Below are 14,969 nucleotides of genomic sequence, written 5' to 3' on the forward strand. Positions count from 1 at the left end.
CGCCATGGGCTGGGAGGCGTACCTGACGGCCGCCGTCGTCGTCGCCCTGCTGACCACCCTAATCACAACGCGCCTGGCTCCGGACATGGCCTTCCTCGGGGCGGTGACCGTGCTCCTGGTCAGCGGCGTGATCGGGCCCAGGGAGGCCTTCGAGGGCCTCTCCAACCCCGGCGTGCTCACCGTGGCCGCGCTCTACGTGGTGGTGGCCGGCATCCGCGAGACCGGCGGGGTCCAGTGGGTCAGCACCCGCCTGCTGGGTCGCCCGCGCTCCCTGCTCGATGCCCAGCGCCGGCTGACCCTGCCGGTGGCCGGCTTCTCGGCGTTCCTCAACAACACCCCGGTGGTGGCCATGCTCATCCCGGCGGTGGGGGATTGGGCACGCAAGCACAACCTCGCCGAGTCGAAACTCCTCCTGCCGCTGTCCTACGCCGCCATGCTCGGCGGCACCTGCACGCTCATCGGCACCAGCACCAACCTGGTGGTCAACGGCGCGCTGGAGCAACGCACCGGCGAGGGGCTGATGCTCTTCGAACTCGCTTGGGTCGGCATCCCGGTGCTGATCGTCGGGCTGGCCTTTATGTTCGCCACCAGCCGCTGGCTGCTCCCGGATCGCCGACCGGCGGCGGAGACCCTCGAAGATCCGCGCGAGTACACGGTCGAGATGATCGTCGAGCCCAGCGGGCCGCTGGTCGGCCGGACCATCGAACGGGCCGGGTTGCGCCATCTGCCCGGCTGCTACCTGATGGAGATCGACCGCGGCGGCGAGATCCTGCCCGCGGTCTCGCCCCGGGAGAAGCTGCGCGCCGGCGACCGCCTGGTCTTCGTCGGCGTGGTGGACTCGGTGGTGGAGCTGCAGAAGATACGCGGCCTCCAACCGGCCACGGATCAGGTCTTCAAGCTCGACGGCCGCCGCTCCGACCGCCGGCTCGTCGAGGTGGTGGTCTCCGAGACCTGCCCGGTGGCCAACCGGACGGTCCGTGACGGCCGCTTCCGAACCCGCTACGACGCCGTGGTCATTGCCGTCGCCCGCAATGGCGAGCGGGTCGACGGCAAGATCGGTGACATCGTCCTGCGCCCCGGCGACACCCTCCTGATCGAGGCCGGCGAGGGGTTCGTCGAGCGCCAGCGCAACGCCCGCGACTTTCTGCTCGTCCGCGGCATCGAGGGCTCCGCCGTGCCGCGCCACGACCGGGCTTGGCTGGCGCTGGGGATCCTCGGCGTGATGCTCGGGGTCGTCGGCGTCGGATGGCTAAGCATGCTGGAGGGGGCACTGGCTGCCGGCGCCGCGCTGCTGGCCACCCGCTGCATGACGCTCAACGCCGCGCGGCAATCGGTGGACTGGTCCGTGATCCTGACCATCGCCGCCGCTTTCGGCATCGGCGCGGCGATGGACCAGACCGGGCTGGCCGCCGTCATTGCCGGGGGCCTCCTGCAGCTTGCCGGCGAGGTGCCCTGGCTCAACTTGGCAGTTGTCTACCTGGTCACCGTGCTCTTCACCTCCGTGATCACCAACAACGCGGCGGCCGTTCTGATGGTCCCCATCGCCGCGTCCGTCGCCGCGGATCTGAGTGTCAGCGTGGTCCCCTTTGCCGTGGCGATCATGCTAGCCGCCTCGGCGAGCTTCGCCACCCCCATGGGCTACCAGACCAACCTGATGGTTTACGGCCCCGGCGGCTACCACTTTACCGACTACCTGCGCGCCGGCCTGCCGCTGAACCTGGTCACCGGCGCCGTAGCGCTGGCCGTGATCCCGTGGGTGTGGCCCTTCTGAGCCGACCTCACGCCGGCCGCCCTGTCCCAACGCCCGCCGCTCGCTGGTCATATACTGGCCCTATGACCACTCGCAAGATCGGCACCGCTTCGGCCCCTTTGCCGGCGGGCCCCGGTGATGCGGCCCTGCTCAGCGCTTTCAACGACATCCTGGTGCCCGCAGCGGACTGGTTCCAGCCGGACCTGGTGCAGGTCTCGGCCGGCTTCGACGCACACCAGTTCGACCTGGCCCTCAACGCCACCTTCGCCGGCTTCGGCGCCCCGACCGGTGTGGTACAAGGGATCGCCGACCGGCACTGCGAGGGCCGACTGGCCTTTGTGCTGGAGGGGGGCTACCACCTGGAAGCCCTCGCCGGCGGCGTCCGGACCGTCCTGGAGGTGCTCGCCGGCGCCCCGCCCCCGATCCCCAGGGAGTGCGGCCTGCAGGGGGTCTCCGAGGCGGCGGCGTTCCATCTGCCGGGCTTCGCGCAGGACTGAATCCGCTCCTGCGCACCGGGTAATTGGCGGGACTCAGAATAGGCTCAATGAGGCCGTGGCTTTCAGCCACGGAATTCAGCCCCCTTGGAGACCCGCATACTGGGCGGTTTACAGCGGTGCCTTGCGAGCGGTCCCGCATACGACACTCTTCCGGGCTGCCCGGGGGATCGCCCACCACTTGACCCCTCGCCCGCCAGAGGCGCGTTAGCGCCCAGACCGACGCGTGGTTGCCGAGTAAAAGAGCAATGTCCCTTCCAGTGCGAGCAGGCAATCCCAAGGGTTAGTGGTAAGATCCCCGGAGTACCCCGCACCCTGGTTTGGGCCTCCAGCCATATCCGGGGCAAACTGACCTGGCAATTGGTCTGTCTGGGCATCCGGGACGCTAGCTCCAAGCAGGGCCGCATCCAGCGCTGTGTCGTGGACTCGCTTGTGCAGGCAATCCACGACCATCTGCCCAAAGCCGAAGAGGTAGCTACCGCTTCCCTCATTGCCGCCCGTCTCGAGCAACGGCGGAAAACGGCGCCAGTCAGCGGTCAGCGTGTAGCACGCATCCAACCACTGCACGAGCTCTTCGGGAAGCTCTGCACGGCAGAGACGCAGTAGCTCCAGCTTGCGATCGTCGCCGGGCTTTTCTGAAAACCCGTACCGCTTCAATAAGGCACGGACGTCCTGAATAGATTGGCGGAAGAATTCCAGGCGGGCGTCCTCGGTTGCCTCGATCGTTTCCAGGATCTTCCGCGCTCCCGATTCCGCCGACCCGGGGTAGAAGCCCGAACGGGCGCCCCAGGGGGCGAGCAGCGGCGTCGGCCGATATTCCTCCAGAAAGAACCGCTTCAGTTCCTCCGCATCCAGCCGGCTCTCCAGGACGAACTGCTCGTTCTGCCAGCAGCCGCGGGCCTCCGGATCCGCCTGCTCGACGACCAGGCGCAGAATGCCCAGGGCCTTGAGGTAACTCGCCAGAGGGACCGGCGTGCAGCCGGAGAGGACAAGGCTATGCTCCCTCGAGACAGAGATCCCGTCATAACCCGAAGACGGTTCGTTGACACTCCGTGAGGTACTTGCCTCCGTTGTGCTCGCGCGGGGTACAGCGGCCAGGTATTTTGCCGTTTGTTCGAGCTCGATCATGGCTTCCAGACGGCGCCGCGGAGACAGCCGCATGCTCCGCCGGATCTGGGCGCGGCGGGCGCCTTCAAAGGTGGCGGACTCCCAGGGATCTTTCGTATTCCTAGTCATCACCCGGCTCCTGGCGACGCTCCTCGATGATCCATTGCAAGTGCTGGATGTCATCGCGATCCCGGTCCCGATCAGCGATGCGCTTCATAGCGATCAGTGTTTCCGGGGTGACGGCGCGGATCTCGACACCCGACTCGATGGTGTAACGATCAGCCCGCTGGTACTCGTCCTCGAAGGAGAACGGTTCCGTAACGAATACATCGATGGTGGTTTCAGGGTGGGTATCGCTAAAGAGCGAGAACACCTGCATGTGTTTGTTCTGGATCCAGTCGTCGCGCTGCACCGGGTCCGCAAAGCTTTCCATGGACACAGGCACCCTTGGTCGGTAACCGAGCCACGCCAGGGCCTTGGCCAGCGCCCGCGCAGCCGCAGCGACGTGGTCCAGATGGTCGGCCAGCGCGACCCCATCCTGGCGGTGGCGGCGGAAGTCCACGGTATCGAGCCACTCCGCCTGCAGGGTGGCGGAGACCCAGATGCTGCGCGACGGGCCGGTCGTGCCCAGATCGCGCCGGAATGCCTCCAGCTGCGCGGTGGTGGGCAGGGCCGGACCCATCAGCTGGACCTCGTCGAACACCCACAGGGCGTCGTTGTGCAGCAGGGCATGGTGGACCGGCCACTGGTAACGGCTCATGCCGTAGCCGCGCATCAGCGCGCGGGAGAGGAGCATGTCCTGGGTGCCCACCAGCACGGCGTCCTGCTCCGGATAGGCCGCCCAAGCCCCGCGGCGCAGATCCGCCTCACCGCCCATCAGCGCATGCACGGCCACCCGATCCGGTTCCCCGGCATCGCCGAGCACGCCCAGGCGGCTGAGCCAGTCCCGGATGTTTCGGGCGGTCTGCTCGACCCGCACCCAACCCCCTGTGGGATCCACATTACCACCCACCGTCACAGGGATTAAGAACGCTTGCCCAGCAACGCAGCGGCTGCGGCGCGCAGGTCGTCCTCGGCGACGCCGAGCTCCTGGATCTCCTCCTTGACCCGCTCCTCTTTCTCCTGCGGGTTCACCGGCGAGAGCAGCAGCCGGCCCTTGCGGGTCACCACCACCTCGAAGTAATCGACATCCGAGAACTGCCCGGCGATCTCCGGCGGCAGGCGCACCTCGTTCCACTCCGTCTTGCGTGCGAGCACGGTCATGACGGCCTCTCCTGTTTCTGACCTGATCCTGCATCAAAACTTGGCACACCGCGCGCCGGCCGGGAAGTCCCCTGAGCCGGGGCACACTTGCTGGGGACACCCTTTCTTCAGACAATATTTATCGTATTGTTGTCTGAGGAAAGGACCGAAGAGGTGCCAATCATGGCTACCCAAGCGCCGCAAGAAGCCGACCCGGACCGCCGTGTCCTGACCGAAGCCGTGACCAACGCCGCCGATCTCCTCGGTTTGTCCAACCGCCAGCTCGCCGAGGTGATTGGCGTGAGTGCGTCGACCGTCTCGCGGATGCAAAGGGGGGCCTACCACCTCCAGCCCGGCACCAAGGCGTGGGAGCTGAGCCTGCTGCTTGTCCGGGTGGCGAGGTCGCTCGGGGCGATTTGCGCTGGCGACGAGCGGGTCATGCGCCAGTGGATGCAACACCCCAATCACGATCTGGGTTGTGTACCGTCAACCAGGATTCAGCACGTGGACGGCCTCGTGGAAGTCGTCGACTATCTTGATGCCCACCGTGCCGTGCTTTGAACGCCATGCCTCCAACGCTGACACTCCACACCGAAGACCTTCTCCAAGAAGCCGCGCCCCGCAGTGGCTGGGTGTGGCGGGCTGTTGAGAGCCAGCACTACCCCGCCACGCGGAGACTCGTCAGAAGCCATTCCGATCAGGAGCGCCTGGAGGCCCTTCTGGAGCAGAGCAAGCCAGCTTACCCGGCGGGCACCGAACAGCTGGACTACCTGCTCAAGACCCCTTTCCGCTATCGCCCCCCCAACCCCAACGGCAGCCGTTTCCGCCGACCGTTCTCGCCTTACGGTGTGTTCTACGCGGCTGAAGCGATCCACACGGCCCTGGCGGAGTTCGCCTTCCACCGCTTCCGGTTCTTCTTCGTCTCCGAGGGCACGGAGCCTCCGGCACAGGAGGCTCAACTGACCGTCTTTTCAGCAGGCTACCGAACCTCACTGGGCCTCGACCTCACCGCCGGCAATCTGGCTACGCATCGGGCCCTATGGACCGATCCGACCGACTACTCCGCGACGCAGTCCCTCGGAGAAACAGCGGCCCAGGCCGGAATCGGGGCAGTACGCTACGAATCTGTGCGTGCCCCCGGGACAGACGACCAGGGCCGTGGCGCGGGGCGCAACGTCGGGATCCTCGACCCGGCGGTGTTCCAGCCACGGCACCACTGCTCGCCGCAGGCCTGGTATCTGTACCTGGGCGAACAGGAGGCCAACGCCCGTCGAGCATTCGCCAACCCGGACGAGCAGCTAACCTTTCCGAAGACCGTCTTCCAGATGCCCGGCCCGGCCGGATAGACGACGCGACACGCTGACCCGGAACGGACACCATAAGGACATGGCCATCGGCTCTGACGCGACCGCCGAGCGATCCTTTACAATACTCGACCAACGCGGGCTTTCGGTCAGGTGATCAAGGGTATGGAGATCAGCGAGGCACGGCTCACCCACCTCAAGGAGCTTGAGGCGGAGAGCATCCACATCATCCGCGAGGTCGCCGCGGAGTTCGACAACCCGGTGATGCTCTACTCCATCGGCAAGGACTCCTCGGTGATGCTGCGCCTGGCGCTCAAGGCGTTCTACCCGGGCAAGCCGCCCTTCCCCCTGATGCACGTGGACACCACCTGGAAGTTCCGCGAGATGATCGCCTTCCGCGACCGCATGGCGCGCGAGTCGGGCATGGAGCTGATCGTCCACATCAACCAGGAGGGCGTCGAGCAGGGCATCGGGCCGTTCAGCCACGGCTCCAAGGTGCATACCGACGTCATGAAGACCCAGTCGCTCAAGCAGGCGATGGACCGGCACCGCTTCGATGCGGCCTTCGGCGGCGCCCGCCGCGACGAGGAGAAATCCCGCGCCAAGGAGCGCGTCTACTCCTTCCGCGACCGCCACCACCGCTGGGACCCCAAGGGGCAGCGCCCGGAGCTCTGGCAGCTCTACAACGGCCGCGTCCACAAGGGCGAGAGCATGCGCATCTTCCCCCTGTCCAACTGGACGGAGCTGGATATCTGGCAGTACATCTATCTGGAGGACATCCCCATCGTCCCCCTCTACTACGCCGCCGAGCGCCCGGTGGTCGAGCGCGACGGCACCCTGATCATGGTCGACGACGAGCGCATGCCGCTGGAAGAAGGCGAGCAGCCGCGCTACGAGAAGGTCCGCTTCCGCACCCTCGGCTGCTACCCGCTCACCGGCGCGATCCGCTCCGAGGCCGATACCCTGCCGGAGATCATCCAGGAGATGCTGCTCACCCGCACCTCCGAGCGGCAGGGGCGGGTCATCGACCACGACTCGGCGGGGTCGATGGAAGAGAAAAAACGCCAGGGGTATTTCTGATCATGTCCCACGCCTCCGATCTGATCGCCACCGACATCGAAGCCTATCTCAAGCAGCACGAGCACAAGGATCTGCTGCGTTTTATCACCTGCGGCTCGGTGGACGACGGCAAGAGCACCTTCATCGGGCGGCTGCTCCACGACTCGGCGCTGGTCTACGAGGACCAGCTGGCCGCGGTACGCCAGGACTCGAGTCGCTACGGCACCACCGGCGACGACGTGGACCTGGCGCTGCTCGTCGATGGCCTGCAATCCGAGCGCGAGCAGGGCATCACCATCGACGTCGCCTACCGCTACTTCTCCACCGACAAGCGCAAGTTCATCATCGCCGACACCCCGGGCCACGAGCAGTACACCCGCAACATGGCCACCGGTGCCTCGACGGCGCAGCTGGCGGTGATCCTGGTCGACGCCCGCCACGGGGTGCAGGTGCAGACCCGCCGGCACAGCTACATCTGCGCGCTGCTGGGCATCCGCCATGTCGTGCTGGCCATCAACAAGATGGATCTGGTCGACTGGGATCAGGGCGCGTTCGAGCGCATCCGTGACGAGTACACGGCCTTCGCGCGCCGGCTCGGCATCCCCGACGTGCGCTGCGTGCCGCTGTCTGCGCTTAAGGGCGACAACGTCGTCCACCGCAGCGAGCAGATGCCGTGGTACGACGGCCCGACGCTAATGGAATTTCTGGAGACGATCGAGGCCAAGGCCGACCGTAACCTGCGTGATCTGCGCCTGCCGGTGCAGACCGTGATCCGCCCCTCCCACGACTTCCGCGGCTTCGCCGGCACCCTGGCCGCCGGCACGGTCCGCCCCGGTGATGAGGTCGTCGCCCTACCCTCCGGGCTGCGCAGCCGCGTGGAGCGCGTGGTCACCTACGACGGCGACCTAGACGTGGCCTTCCCGCCGCAGTCGGTGACCGTCACGCTGGCCGACGAGATCGATATCTCCCGCGGCGACGTCCTCGCCAGCCCACGGCGACCGGCGACGGTGGACGACACCCTGGATGCGCGCATCGTGTGGATGGCCGAACAACCCCTGCTGCCCGGACGCCAGTACGACATCAAGCTGGGCACGGCCACCGTCCCGGCGGTGGTCGAGCGCATCCACCACCGCATCGACGTCAACACCCTCGAGCACCACCAGGCGGAGGAACTCGGGCTCAACGAGATCGGCCTGTGCCGCGTCCAGCTCTCGGCGCGGGTGCCGTTCGACCCCTATGAAGAGATCGCCAACACCGGTGCGTTCATCGTCATCGACCGGATGAGCCTGCACACCGTCGGCGCCGGCATGGTCACCCGCGCCGCCACCGAGGCCGCCGGCGCCGAGACCGACGTGCCGCGCCGCCAGCTGGCGCTGAGCAAGGCCCAGCGCGCCGGGCAGAAGGGCCAGCGGCCGTGCATCGTCTGGCTCACCGGCCTGTCCGGCTCGGGCAAGTCGAGCCTGGCCAACGCCCTGGAGCAGGCACTGTTTCGCCGCGGCTACCACAGCTACCTGATCGACGCCGGCAACGTCCGCCACGGCCTGAGCCACGACCTGGACTTCAGCCGGGACGCCCGGGCCGAGAACATCCGCCGCATCGCCGAGACGGCCACCATGTTCGTCGACGCCGGGCTGATCACCGTCTGCGCCAGCCTCTCGCCCTACCGCGACGACCGCGCCATGGTCCGCGAGCGGGTGGAGCCCGGCGAGTTCATCGAGGTGTACGTGGACGCCCCCATCGAGGCGTGCCGCGCTGCGGACCTGGACGGCCTCTACACCCGCGCCGACGCCGGCGAGATCCAGGGGCTGCCAGGCGTGGACATCCCCTACGAGGCGCCGGAGCAGCCCGAGGTCCACGTCGATACGGTGGCGGAGGATCTGGAGACCTCGGTTCGCCGGATCCTTGCCGCCCTGGAGGAGCGCGGGGTGCTGCGCTAGCCCGCCCCGCGCCTACCTACCCTTTGAGCACGCCGAGCGGACGCAGCCGGGCCACCCGGCGGCCGATGCCGGCGTGGGCGACCACGTCCACCACGTCGGCCACGTCCTTGTAGGCCTCGGCCAGCTCCTCGGCCACCGTATCCCGCGACGAGGCGCGCACCTCGATGCCGGCGGCGGCCAGCTCGGCATCCAGGTCCCGCCCCTTGGCCGCCCGCTTGGCCTGACGGCGGCTTAGCCGGCGCCCGGCGCCGTGGGCGCAGGAGCCGAAGGTCTCGGCGTAGGCGCCCTGGGTACCGAGCAGGACGTAGGAGTAGCGGGTCATGTCGCCGGGCAACAGCACCGGCTGCCCCAGCCCGCGCAGGTCCTCGGGCAGCTCCGGATGCCCCGGCGGGAAGGCGCGGGTGGCCCCCTTGCGGTGGACGCACAGCTCGCGCTCCTCGCCGTCGATCCGATGGCGCTCGAACTTGGCGATGTTGTGCGAGACGTCGTAGACCAGCTCCAGGTGTGCGGTCTCGCCGAGGACCTCGGCGAAGACCTGGCGCACTCGCTGGGTCATGGCCTGGCGGTTGACGTAGGCGAAGTTGGCGGTGGCCTGCATGGCCCCCAGGTAATCCCGGGCGGCGGAGCAGCTCAGCGGCGCACAGGCCAGCTGTCGGTCGGGCAGCTCGATGCTGTTGCGCCCGGTGATCCGCTCCATGGTCACCAGGAAGTCATCACAGACCTGGTGGCCGAGCCCGCGCGAGCCAGAGTGGATGAGCACGGTCAGCGTCCCCGCCTCCAGCCCCAGGCGCCGGGCAGCGGGCTCGTCGTAGACGGCGTCAACGCAGCCGATCTCGATGAAGTGGTTGCCGGAACCGACGGTGCCCACCTGATCCCGGCCGCGCTGGATGGCCCGATCGCTGACCGCCTCGGGGTCCGCACCGGGCAGCCGGCCACCGTCCTCGATCCGCCCCAGATCCGCGGGCTCGCCCAGCCCCACCTCGACGGCCCACTCCGCCCCCTCGCGCAGCAGCCGGCGCATGTCCCGGTTGCGCAGCAGGGTATCGCTGTACCCCCGCCCCACGCCGGCCGGAATGCGCTCGAAGAGCCGATCCATCAGGCGCGGCAAGTGGGTGCCGAGCTCCTCGGCACGCAGGGGCGTGCGCAACAACCGGACCCCACAGTTGATGTCGTAGCCCACACCTCCGGGCGAGATCACGCCCCCCTGTGCCGGATCGAAGGCCGCCACGCCGCCGATGGGAAAACCGAACCCCCAGTGGATATCCGGCATGCCGATGGAACGACCCACCACCCCGGGCAGGCAGGCCACATTGGCCACCTGGCGGACGGCCTCGGTGTCGCGGATATCCTCGATCAGGGCGTCGCTGGCGAAGATCAGCCCGTCGACCTGCATGCGCCCCTGCCGCGGCAGCCGCCAGCGGCACCCGTTGAGCCGTTCCAGCACCAGGCCATCGGTAGCCTCGATGTGTTTCGCCATGCCCGCCTCCTCAACGGTTGCTGCCGTGCCCCGTGATCCCGGGCCGATCCCAGCCCCCAAGGTCGCATGCCCGGCCAGCCTCGTCCTCCCCCCTCCGCAAGGTTAGACCCTCGGGCGCGCACCATGGCGGTGCATTCGCCCCGGGGCGGTGCCCCCGCATCGGGCGCGCGGACCGGGCTGACCGGGACGACCCGGCTGCCTCGGCCCGTAACTGACTGTTTCCCCATGCCTCGCCGACCTGGCCCGCGTCTTGCTTGTGGTACAGGCAGCGGCAGTATCGACCGCGAAGGGCTACGGCTCGGAGGATCCGGCCCGACGCGTCACCGCAGACAATCTGGCCAAAAGGGCGACTAGGGTTCCGTCCGCTCATCCGCGGGGCCTGGTCCGAGAGTCGCCGACCTCTCTCAGGGGGGTTACACGGAGGGACAAAAGCCCGGGAGATCGCGATCGATGCTCCCGCTTTGTACCCAACGGCAACCCCGAGGGAGAGATCCCATGAGCCGCAACCAGCACCCCCTGCGCCAACGACTCACCCACCTGTGTGCCGCCGCGGCCCTGTTTAGCACCGCCGCACTGCCCCTGGCCGCCTCGGCGGATGAACGCGACTCCTTCCGCATCGCCTGGAGCATCTACGTCGGCTGGATGCCCTGGGACTTCGGCGAGGCCGAGGGCATCGTCGACAAGTGGGCGGACAAGTACGACATCGAGATCGATGTGGTCCAGATCAACGACTACATCGAGTCGATCAACCTCTACACCGCTGGGTCCTTCGACGGCGTGACCCTGACCAACATGGACGCCCTGACCATCCCGGCGGCCAGCGGTGTCGACACCACCGCGCTGATCGCCGGCGACTTCTCCGACGGCAACGACGGCCTGGTGCTGAAAGGGACCGACGACCTGGCCGACGTCGAAGGGCAGCGCATCCACCTGGTGGAGCTGTCCGTCTCCCACTACCTGCTGGCCCGTGCCCTGGACTCGGTGGGGCTGAGCGAGCGGGACGTGCAGGTGGTCAACACCGCCGACGCCGACATCGTCGGTGCCTTCCGCTCGGACGACGTCCGCGCCGCCGTGGCGTGGAACCCGCAACTGGGGGAGATCCGCAACCACGAGGACGCCCACGTGGTGTTCGACTCCTCGGACATCCCCGGCGAGATCATCGACCTGCTCGGCGTGCGCACCGAGGTGCTGGAAGAGCACCCGGAGCTCGGCAAGGCACTGACCGGGGCCTGGTACGAGATCATGGACGTCATGTCCGGCGACGATGCCGCCGGTGAGGCTGCCCGCACCGCCATGGCCGAGGCGGCCGGCACCGATCTGGCCGGCTACGAGGCGCAGCTCGCCTCCACCACCTTCTTCTACGACCCCGCCGAGGCGGTGGACTTCGTCACCAGCGAACAGCCCGCCGAGACCATGGAGAACGTCCGCCAGTTCGCCTACAAGCACGGGCTGCTCGGCGAGCGTGCCCCCAGCCCCGACTTCGTCGGGATCGAGCTGGCCGACGGCTCCACCCTGGGCGATGAGGCCAACGTCCAGTTGCGCTTCACCGACCGCTTCATGCGCAAGGCCGCTGAAGGCGAGCTGTAACGCCCCGCCCGGGGCGGATCAGCCCGCCCCGGGCCCCATCGGCAGCAGGAGCGTCATCCATGAAACGCCTGATCAACCGCCACCCGGGCCGGGTGGGAGGGGTCGCCTTGGCGATGCTCCCCTTCGTCCTCGCCCTGGTCGCCTACACCATCGCATCGTCCCAGCGCCTGGCCGAGAACCCCAACGACCCGGTGCTGCCGTCGCTGATCACCCTGACCGAGTCCTTCCTGCGCCTGGCCACAGAGCAAAGCCGGCGCACCGGCGAGGTGCTGCTGTGGCTGGACACCGGCGCCAGCCTGACCCGGCTCGGGCTCGGCGTGGCCCTGGCGGCCGCCGCCGGCCTGCTGGTCGGCATCCTCAACGGCTCGCTGCCCTACGCCCGGCGCACCTTCTCCCCCTTCGTCACCGCCGTGGCCATGATCCCACCGCTGGCGGTCCTGCCCATCCTGTTCATCGCCTTCGGCGTCGGCGAGCTGGCCAAGGTGATGCTGATCGTCTTCGGCATCGCGCCGTTCATCATGCGCGACCTCCAGCAGCGGGTCGAAGAGCTGCCCCGCGAGCAGCTGATCAAGGCGCAGACCCTGGGCGCCTCCACCTGGCAGATCGTGCTGCGGGTGGTCCTGCCGCAGACCCTGCCGCGGCTGATCGACGCCACACGGCTGAGCCTCGGCGCCGCGTGGCTCTTTCTCATCGCCTCGGAGGCGATCGCCGCCACCGAGGGGCTCGGCTACCGGATCTTCCTGGTCCGGCGCTACCTGGACATGGAGACGATCCTCCCCTACGTGGCGTGGATCACCCTGCTCGCCTTCCTCATCGATCTGACCCTGCGCGGCGTCAATCGCTGGCTCTTCCCCTGGTATGCCGGAAGGAGCGCCCGCTCATGAGTGCCACCATCCGCCTGGAGAACGTCTGGAAGTCCTACGGCCAAGACGTCGTCCTGGAGAACCTCTCGCTGGAGGTCGCCGCCGGCTCCTTCGTCACCCTGGTGGGGGCCTCGGGCTGCGGCAAGACCACCTTCCTCAAGATGCTCCTCGGCGAGGAGGCGCCGAGCCGCGGCCGCCTGCTCATGGACGAGGCCCCACTGCCCGGCGAGCCCGGTCCGGACCGCGGCGTGGTCTTCCAGCGCTACTCGGTCTTCCCGCACCTGACCGCCGTGCAGAACGTGCTCCTCGGCCTGGAGCTGGCCGGCGCCCCGTGGCTGGGGCGGCTCTTCGGTGCCGCACGGCGCAACGCCCGGGCCGAGGCGGTGGCCGCGCTCGAGTCGGTGGGCCTGGAGCAGGCCCTGGACAAGTACCCGCCGGAACTCTCCGGGGGCATGCAGCAGCGGCTGGCCATCGCCCAGACCCTGATCAAGAACCCCCGGGTGCTGCTCCTCGACGAGCCCTTTGGCGCCCTCGACCCGGGCATCCGGCAGGACATGCACGCCCTGGTGCAAAGCCTGTGGCAGCGCACCGGGGTCACCGTCTTCATGGTCACCCACGACCTGCAGGAGGGCTTCACCCTCGGCAGCCGGCTGCTCGTCTTCGACAAGGTCCGCCACGACCCCCACGCCCCCGAGGCCTACGGGGCCCAGATCACCTACGACATCCCCCTCGACCGCAACGCGGAGGATTCCCCATGAGCACCCCCTCGCTGCCCCCGGAGCGCATCGTCTACCAGGAGCACGTACCGGGCGCCCGCTACGCCTCGCTGATCCTCCGGCGCGGCTTCGCCCTGCGCCTGACCGACGCCGACGGCACCGCCAACGCCGCGGTGCTGCTCTACAACCCGCACAACCTGCTCGAGCGCTACAACGCCCCGGACACCCTCAAGGGGCAGCACACCGCGCGGCTGACCGCCGGCCACATGCTCTACTCGGACATGGGCCGGGTGATGCTCTCAATCACCGCCGACAGCCTCGACTGGCACGACCCGATCGGCGGCATCAGCGACGCCGACGCGGTGCGCGGCACCTACGGCCAGGCCCGCTACCAGGAGCGGCTCAACGACTTCCACCGCAGCGGCCGCGAGCTCTTTCTCATCGAGCTGGCCAAATGGGGGCTGGGACGCGCCGATCTGCTCCCCAACGTGAACTTCTTCAGCAAGGTCCAGGCGGATGAGGCGGGCAACCTGCGCTACCGCCCCGAACACAGCCACGCCGGCGCCCGCGTGGACCTGCGCGCGGAGATGGACACCCTGATCATCCTGCAGACCGCCCCCCACCCCATGGCCCCGGGCCCGGAGTACGCCCCCGGCGCGGTGGATCTGACCGTCTATCGGGCGGAGCCGGTGGCGGCGGAGGATCCGTGCCTGGTCAGCCACCCCGAGAACGCCCGCGCCTACGCCAACACCGCCGCCTACCACAGCCAGGAGTAAGCGCCATGACCGGCATGAACCTCGTCGAGAGCCCGCTCGATCCCTGCGACGCCCTCTCCCGCGTCACCGTCCCCGCCGGCGAGCCGTGGCTGGGGGAGCTGCGCCGCGGACAGACCCTGCGCATCGTGGACCTGGAGGGCAACCAGGCCGCCGACACCCTCTTCTACAACCTCGACAACCCGCGCGGGGAGCGCTACAGCGCTGTGGACACCGTCCGCGAGCAGGGCAACGCCTACCTGAGCACCGGCAGCTGCCTGCGCTCCACCGCCGGGCGGCCGATGCTGACCATCACCGCCGACACCTGCGGACGCCACGACACCCTGGGCGGGGCCTGCGCGGCGGAGTCGAACCAGGTGCGCTACGCCCTGGACAAGAAACCGATGCATAACTGCCGGGACAACTTCCTCATCGCCCTGGCCGAGAGCGACTACGGCCTGGGCAAGCGGGATATCGGCCCGAACATCAACTTCTTCATGAACGTCCCGCTGACCCCCGAGGGCGGCCTGAGCTTCCAGGACGGCCTCTCCGGGCCGGGCAAGTACGTCGAGATGCGCGCCGAGATGGACGTCCTCGTCCTGCTCTCCAACTGCCCGCAGCTCAACAACCCGTGCAGCGACTACAACCCCACCCCCCTCGAGATGATCGTCTGGAAGTGAC

Annotated in this window: 15 protein-coding genes and 1 riboswitch; of the genes, 11 read left to right on the forward strand and 4 right to left on the reverse strand. The window is 68.4% G+C overall.

Annotated features, from left to right (window positions below; genetic code table 11):
- Positions 1-4 precede the first annotated feature (4 nt).
- Both CCR79_RS12460 and CCR79_RS12465 read left to right on the forward strand, forming a co-directional pair.
- Positions 5-1,771 (forward strand): SLC13 family permease, encoded by a 1,767-nt coding sequence (locus CCR79_RS12460; protein ID WP_201173435.1) that lies wholly within the window; start codon positions 5-7, stop codon positions 1,769-1,771.
- A gap of 62 nt (positions 1,772-1,833) precedes the next feature.
- Positions 1,834-2,247 (forward strand): hypothetical protein, encoded by a 414-nt coding sequence (locus CCR79_RS12465; protein WP_201173437.1) that lies wholly within the window; start codon positions 1,834-1,836, stop codon positions 2,245-2,247.
- Between the two features lie 204 nt (positions 2,248-2,451).
- Here the strand turns inward: CCR79_RS12465 and cas8g1 are convergent, their stop codons facing one another.
- The 3 genes from cas8g1 to CCR79_RS12480 all read right to left on the reverse strand — a co-directional run bounded on the left by cas8g1 (position 2,452) and on the right by CCR79_RS12480 (position 4,614).
- Positions 2,452-3,372: a type I-G CRISPR-associated protein Cas8g1/Csx17 gene (gene cas8g1 / locus CCR79_RS12470; RefSeq protein ID WP_201173439.1), complete on the reverse strand. Its 921-nt coding sequence runs from the start codon at positions 3,370-3,372 to the stop codon at positions 2,452-2,454.
- A gap of 100 nt (positions 3,373-3,472) precedes the next feature.
- Positions 3,473-4,351 carry a hypothetical protein gene (locus CCR79_RS13735; RefSeq protein ID WP_238635024.1) on the reverse strand — a complete coding sequence of 293 codons (879 nt, stop codon included), beginning with the start codon at positions 4,349-4,351 and terminating at the stop codon, positions 3,473-3,475.
- Between the two features lie 23 nt (positions 4,352-4,374).
- Complete coding sequence (locus tag CCR79_RS12480) at positions 4,375-4,614, reverse strand: hypothetical protein (RefSeq protein ID WP_201173441.1); 240 nt, start codon at positions 4,612-4,614, stop codon at positions 4,375-4,377.
- Between the two features lie 162 nt (positions 4,615-4,776).
- Here CCR79_RS12480 and CCR79_RS12485 point away from each other — a divergent pair, with 162 nt between their 5' ends.
- The 4 genes from CCR79_RS12485 to cysN all read left to right on the forward strand — a co-directional run bounded on the left by CCR79_RS12485 (position 4,777) and on the right by cysN (position 8,893).
- Entirely contained in the window at positions 4,777-5,154 is a 378-nt protein-coding gene (locus CCR79_RS12485) for an MbcA/ParS/Xre antitoxin family protein (RefSeq protein WP_201173443.1), read from the forward strand.
- Between the two features lie 5 nt (positions 5,155-5,159).
- Positions 5,160-5,939 carry an RES family NAD+ phosphorylase gene (locus tag CCR79_RS12490; protein ID WP_201173445.1) on the forward strand — a complete coding sequence of 260 codons (780 nt, stop codon included), beginning with the start codon at positions 5,160-5,162 and terminating at the stop codon, positions 5,937-5,939.
- Positions 5,940-6,062: 123 nt separating this feature from the next.
- Positions 6,063-6,977: a sulfate adenylyltransferase subunit CysD gene (cysD, locus tag CCR79_RS12495; RefSeq protein ID WP_207190396.1), complete on the forward strand. Its 915-nt coding sequence runs from the start codon at positions 6,063-6,065 to the stop codon at positions 6,975-6,977.
- Positions 6,978-6,979: 2 nt separating this feature from the next.
- On the forward strand, positions 6,980-8,893 hold the full coding sequence (gene cysN, locus CCR79_RS12500; protein ID WP_201173448.1) for a sulfate adenylyltransferase subunit CysN: 1,914 nt from the start codon (positions 6,980-6,982) through the stop codon (positions 8,891-8,893).
- Positions 8,894-8,909: 16 nt separating this feature from the next.
- Here cysN and CCR79_RS12505 read toward each other — a convergent pair whose 3' ends face one another.
- Complete coding sequence (locus CCR79_RS12505; protein WP_201173450.1) at positions 8,910-10,370, reverse strand: RtcB family protein; 1,461 nt, start codon at positions 10,368-10,370, stop codon at positions 8,910-8,912.
- 339 nt (positions 10,371-10,709) lie between these two features.
- Positions 10,710-10,812, forward strand: a riboswitch (guanidine-I (ykkC/yxkD leader).
- 53 nt (positions 10,813-10,865) lie between these two features.
- Here CCR79_RS12505 and CCR79_RS12510 point away from each other — a divergent pair.
- Genes CCR79_RS12510 through CCR79_RS12530 form a run of 5 tightly spaced genes read left to right on the forward strand, consistent with a single transcriptional unit; the run spans position 10,866 to position 14,968 of the window.
- On the forward strand, positions 10,866-11,957 hold the full coding sequence (locus CCR79_RS12510) for a putative urea ABC transporter substrate-binding protein (RefSeq protein WP_238633411.1): 1,092 nt from the start codon (positions 10,866-10,868) through the stop codon (positions 11,955-11,957).
- Positions 11,958-12,016: 59 nt separating this feature from the next.
- A complete protein-coding gene (locus CCR79_RS12515; protein WP_201173456.1) occupies positions 12,017-12,841 on the forward strand; it encodes an ABC transporter permease in 825 nt (274 codons plus the stop codon).
- The gene (locus CCR79_RS12520; RefSeq protein ID WP_201173464.1) at positions 12,838-13,578 is read left to right on the forward strand and encodes an ATP-binding cassette domain-containing protein; all 741 of its coding nucleotides are present in this window, start codon (positions 12,838-12,840) and stop codon (positions 13,576-13,578) included. Before CCR79_RS12515 ends, CCR79_RS12520 begins: the two co-directional genes overlap by 4 nt.
- Positions 13,575-14,312 carry an urea amidolyase associated protein UAAP1 gene (locus tag CCR79_RS12525; RefSeq protein WP_201173469.1) on the forward strand — a complete coding sequence of 246 codons (738 nt, stop codon included), beginning with the start codon at positions 13,575-13,577 and terminating at the stop codon, positions 14,310-14,312. The genes CCR79_RS12520 and CCR79_RS12525 overlap by 4 nt, the downstream gene beginning before the upstream one ends.
- A gap of 14 nt (positions 14,313-14,326) precedes the next feature.
- Entirely contained in the window at positions 14,327-14,968 is a 642-nt protein-coding gene (locus tag CCR79_RS12530) for an urea amidolyase associated protein UAAP2 (RefSeq protein ID WP_370645244.1), read from the forward strand.
- Position 14,969 lies beyond the last annotated feature (1 nt).

Source organism: Halorhodospira halophila, assembly GCF_016653405.1.
GTDB classification, from domain to species: domain Bacteria; phylum Pseudomonadota; class Gammaproteobacteria; order Nitrococcales; family Halorhodospiraceae; genus Halorhodospira; species Halorhodospira halophila_A.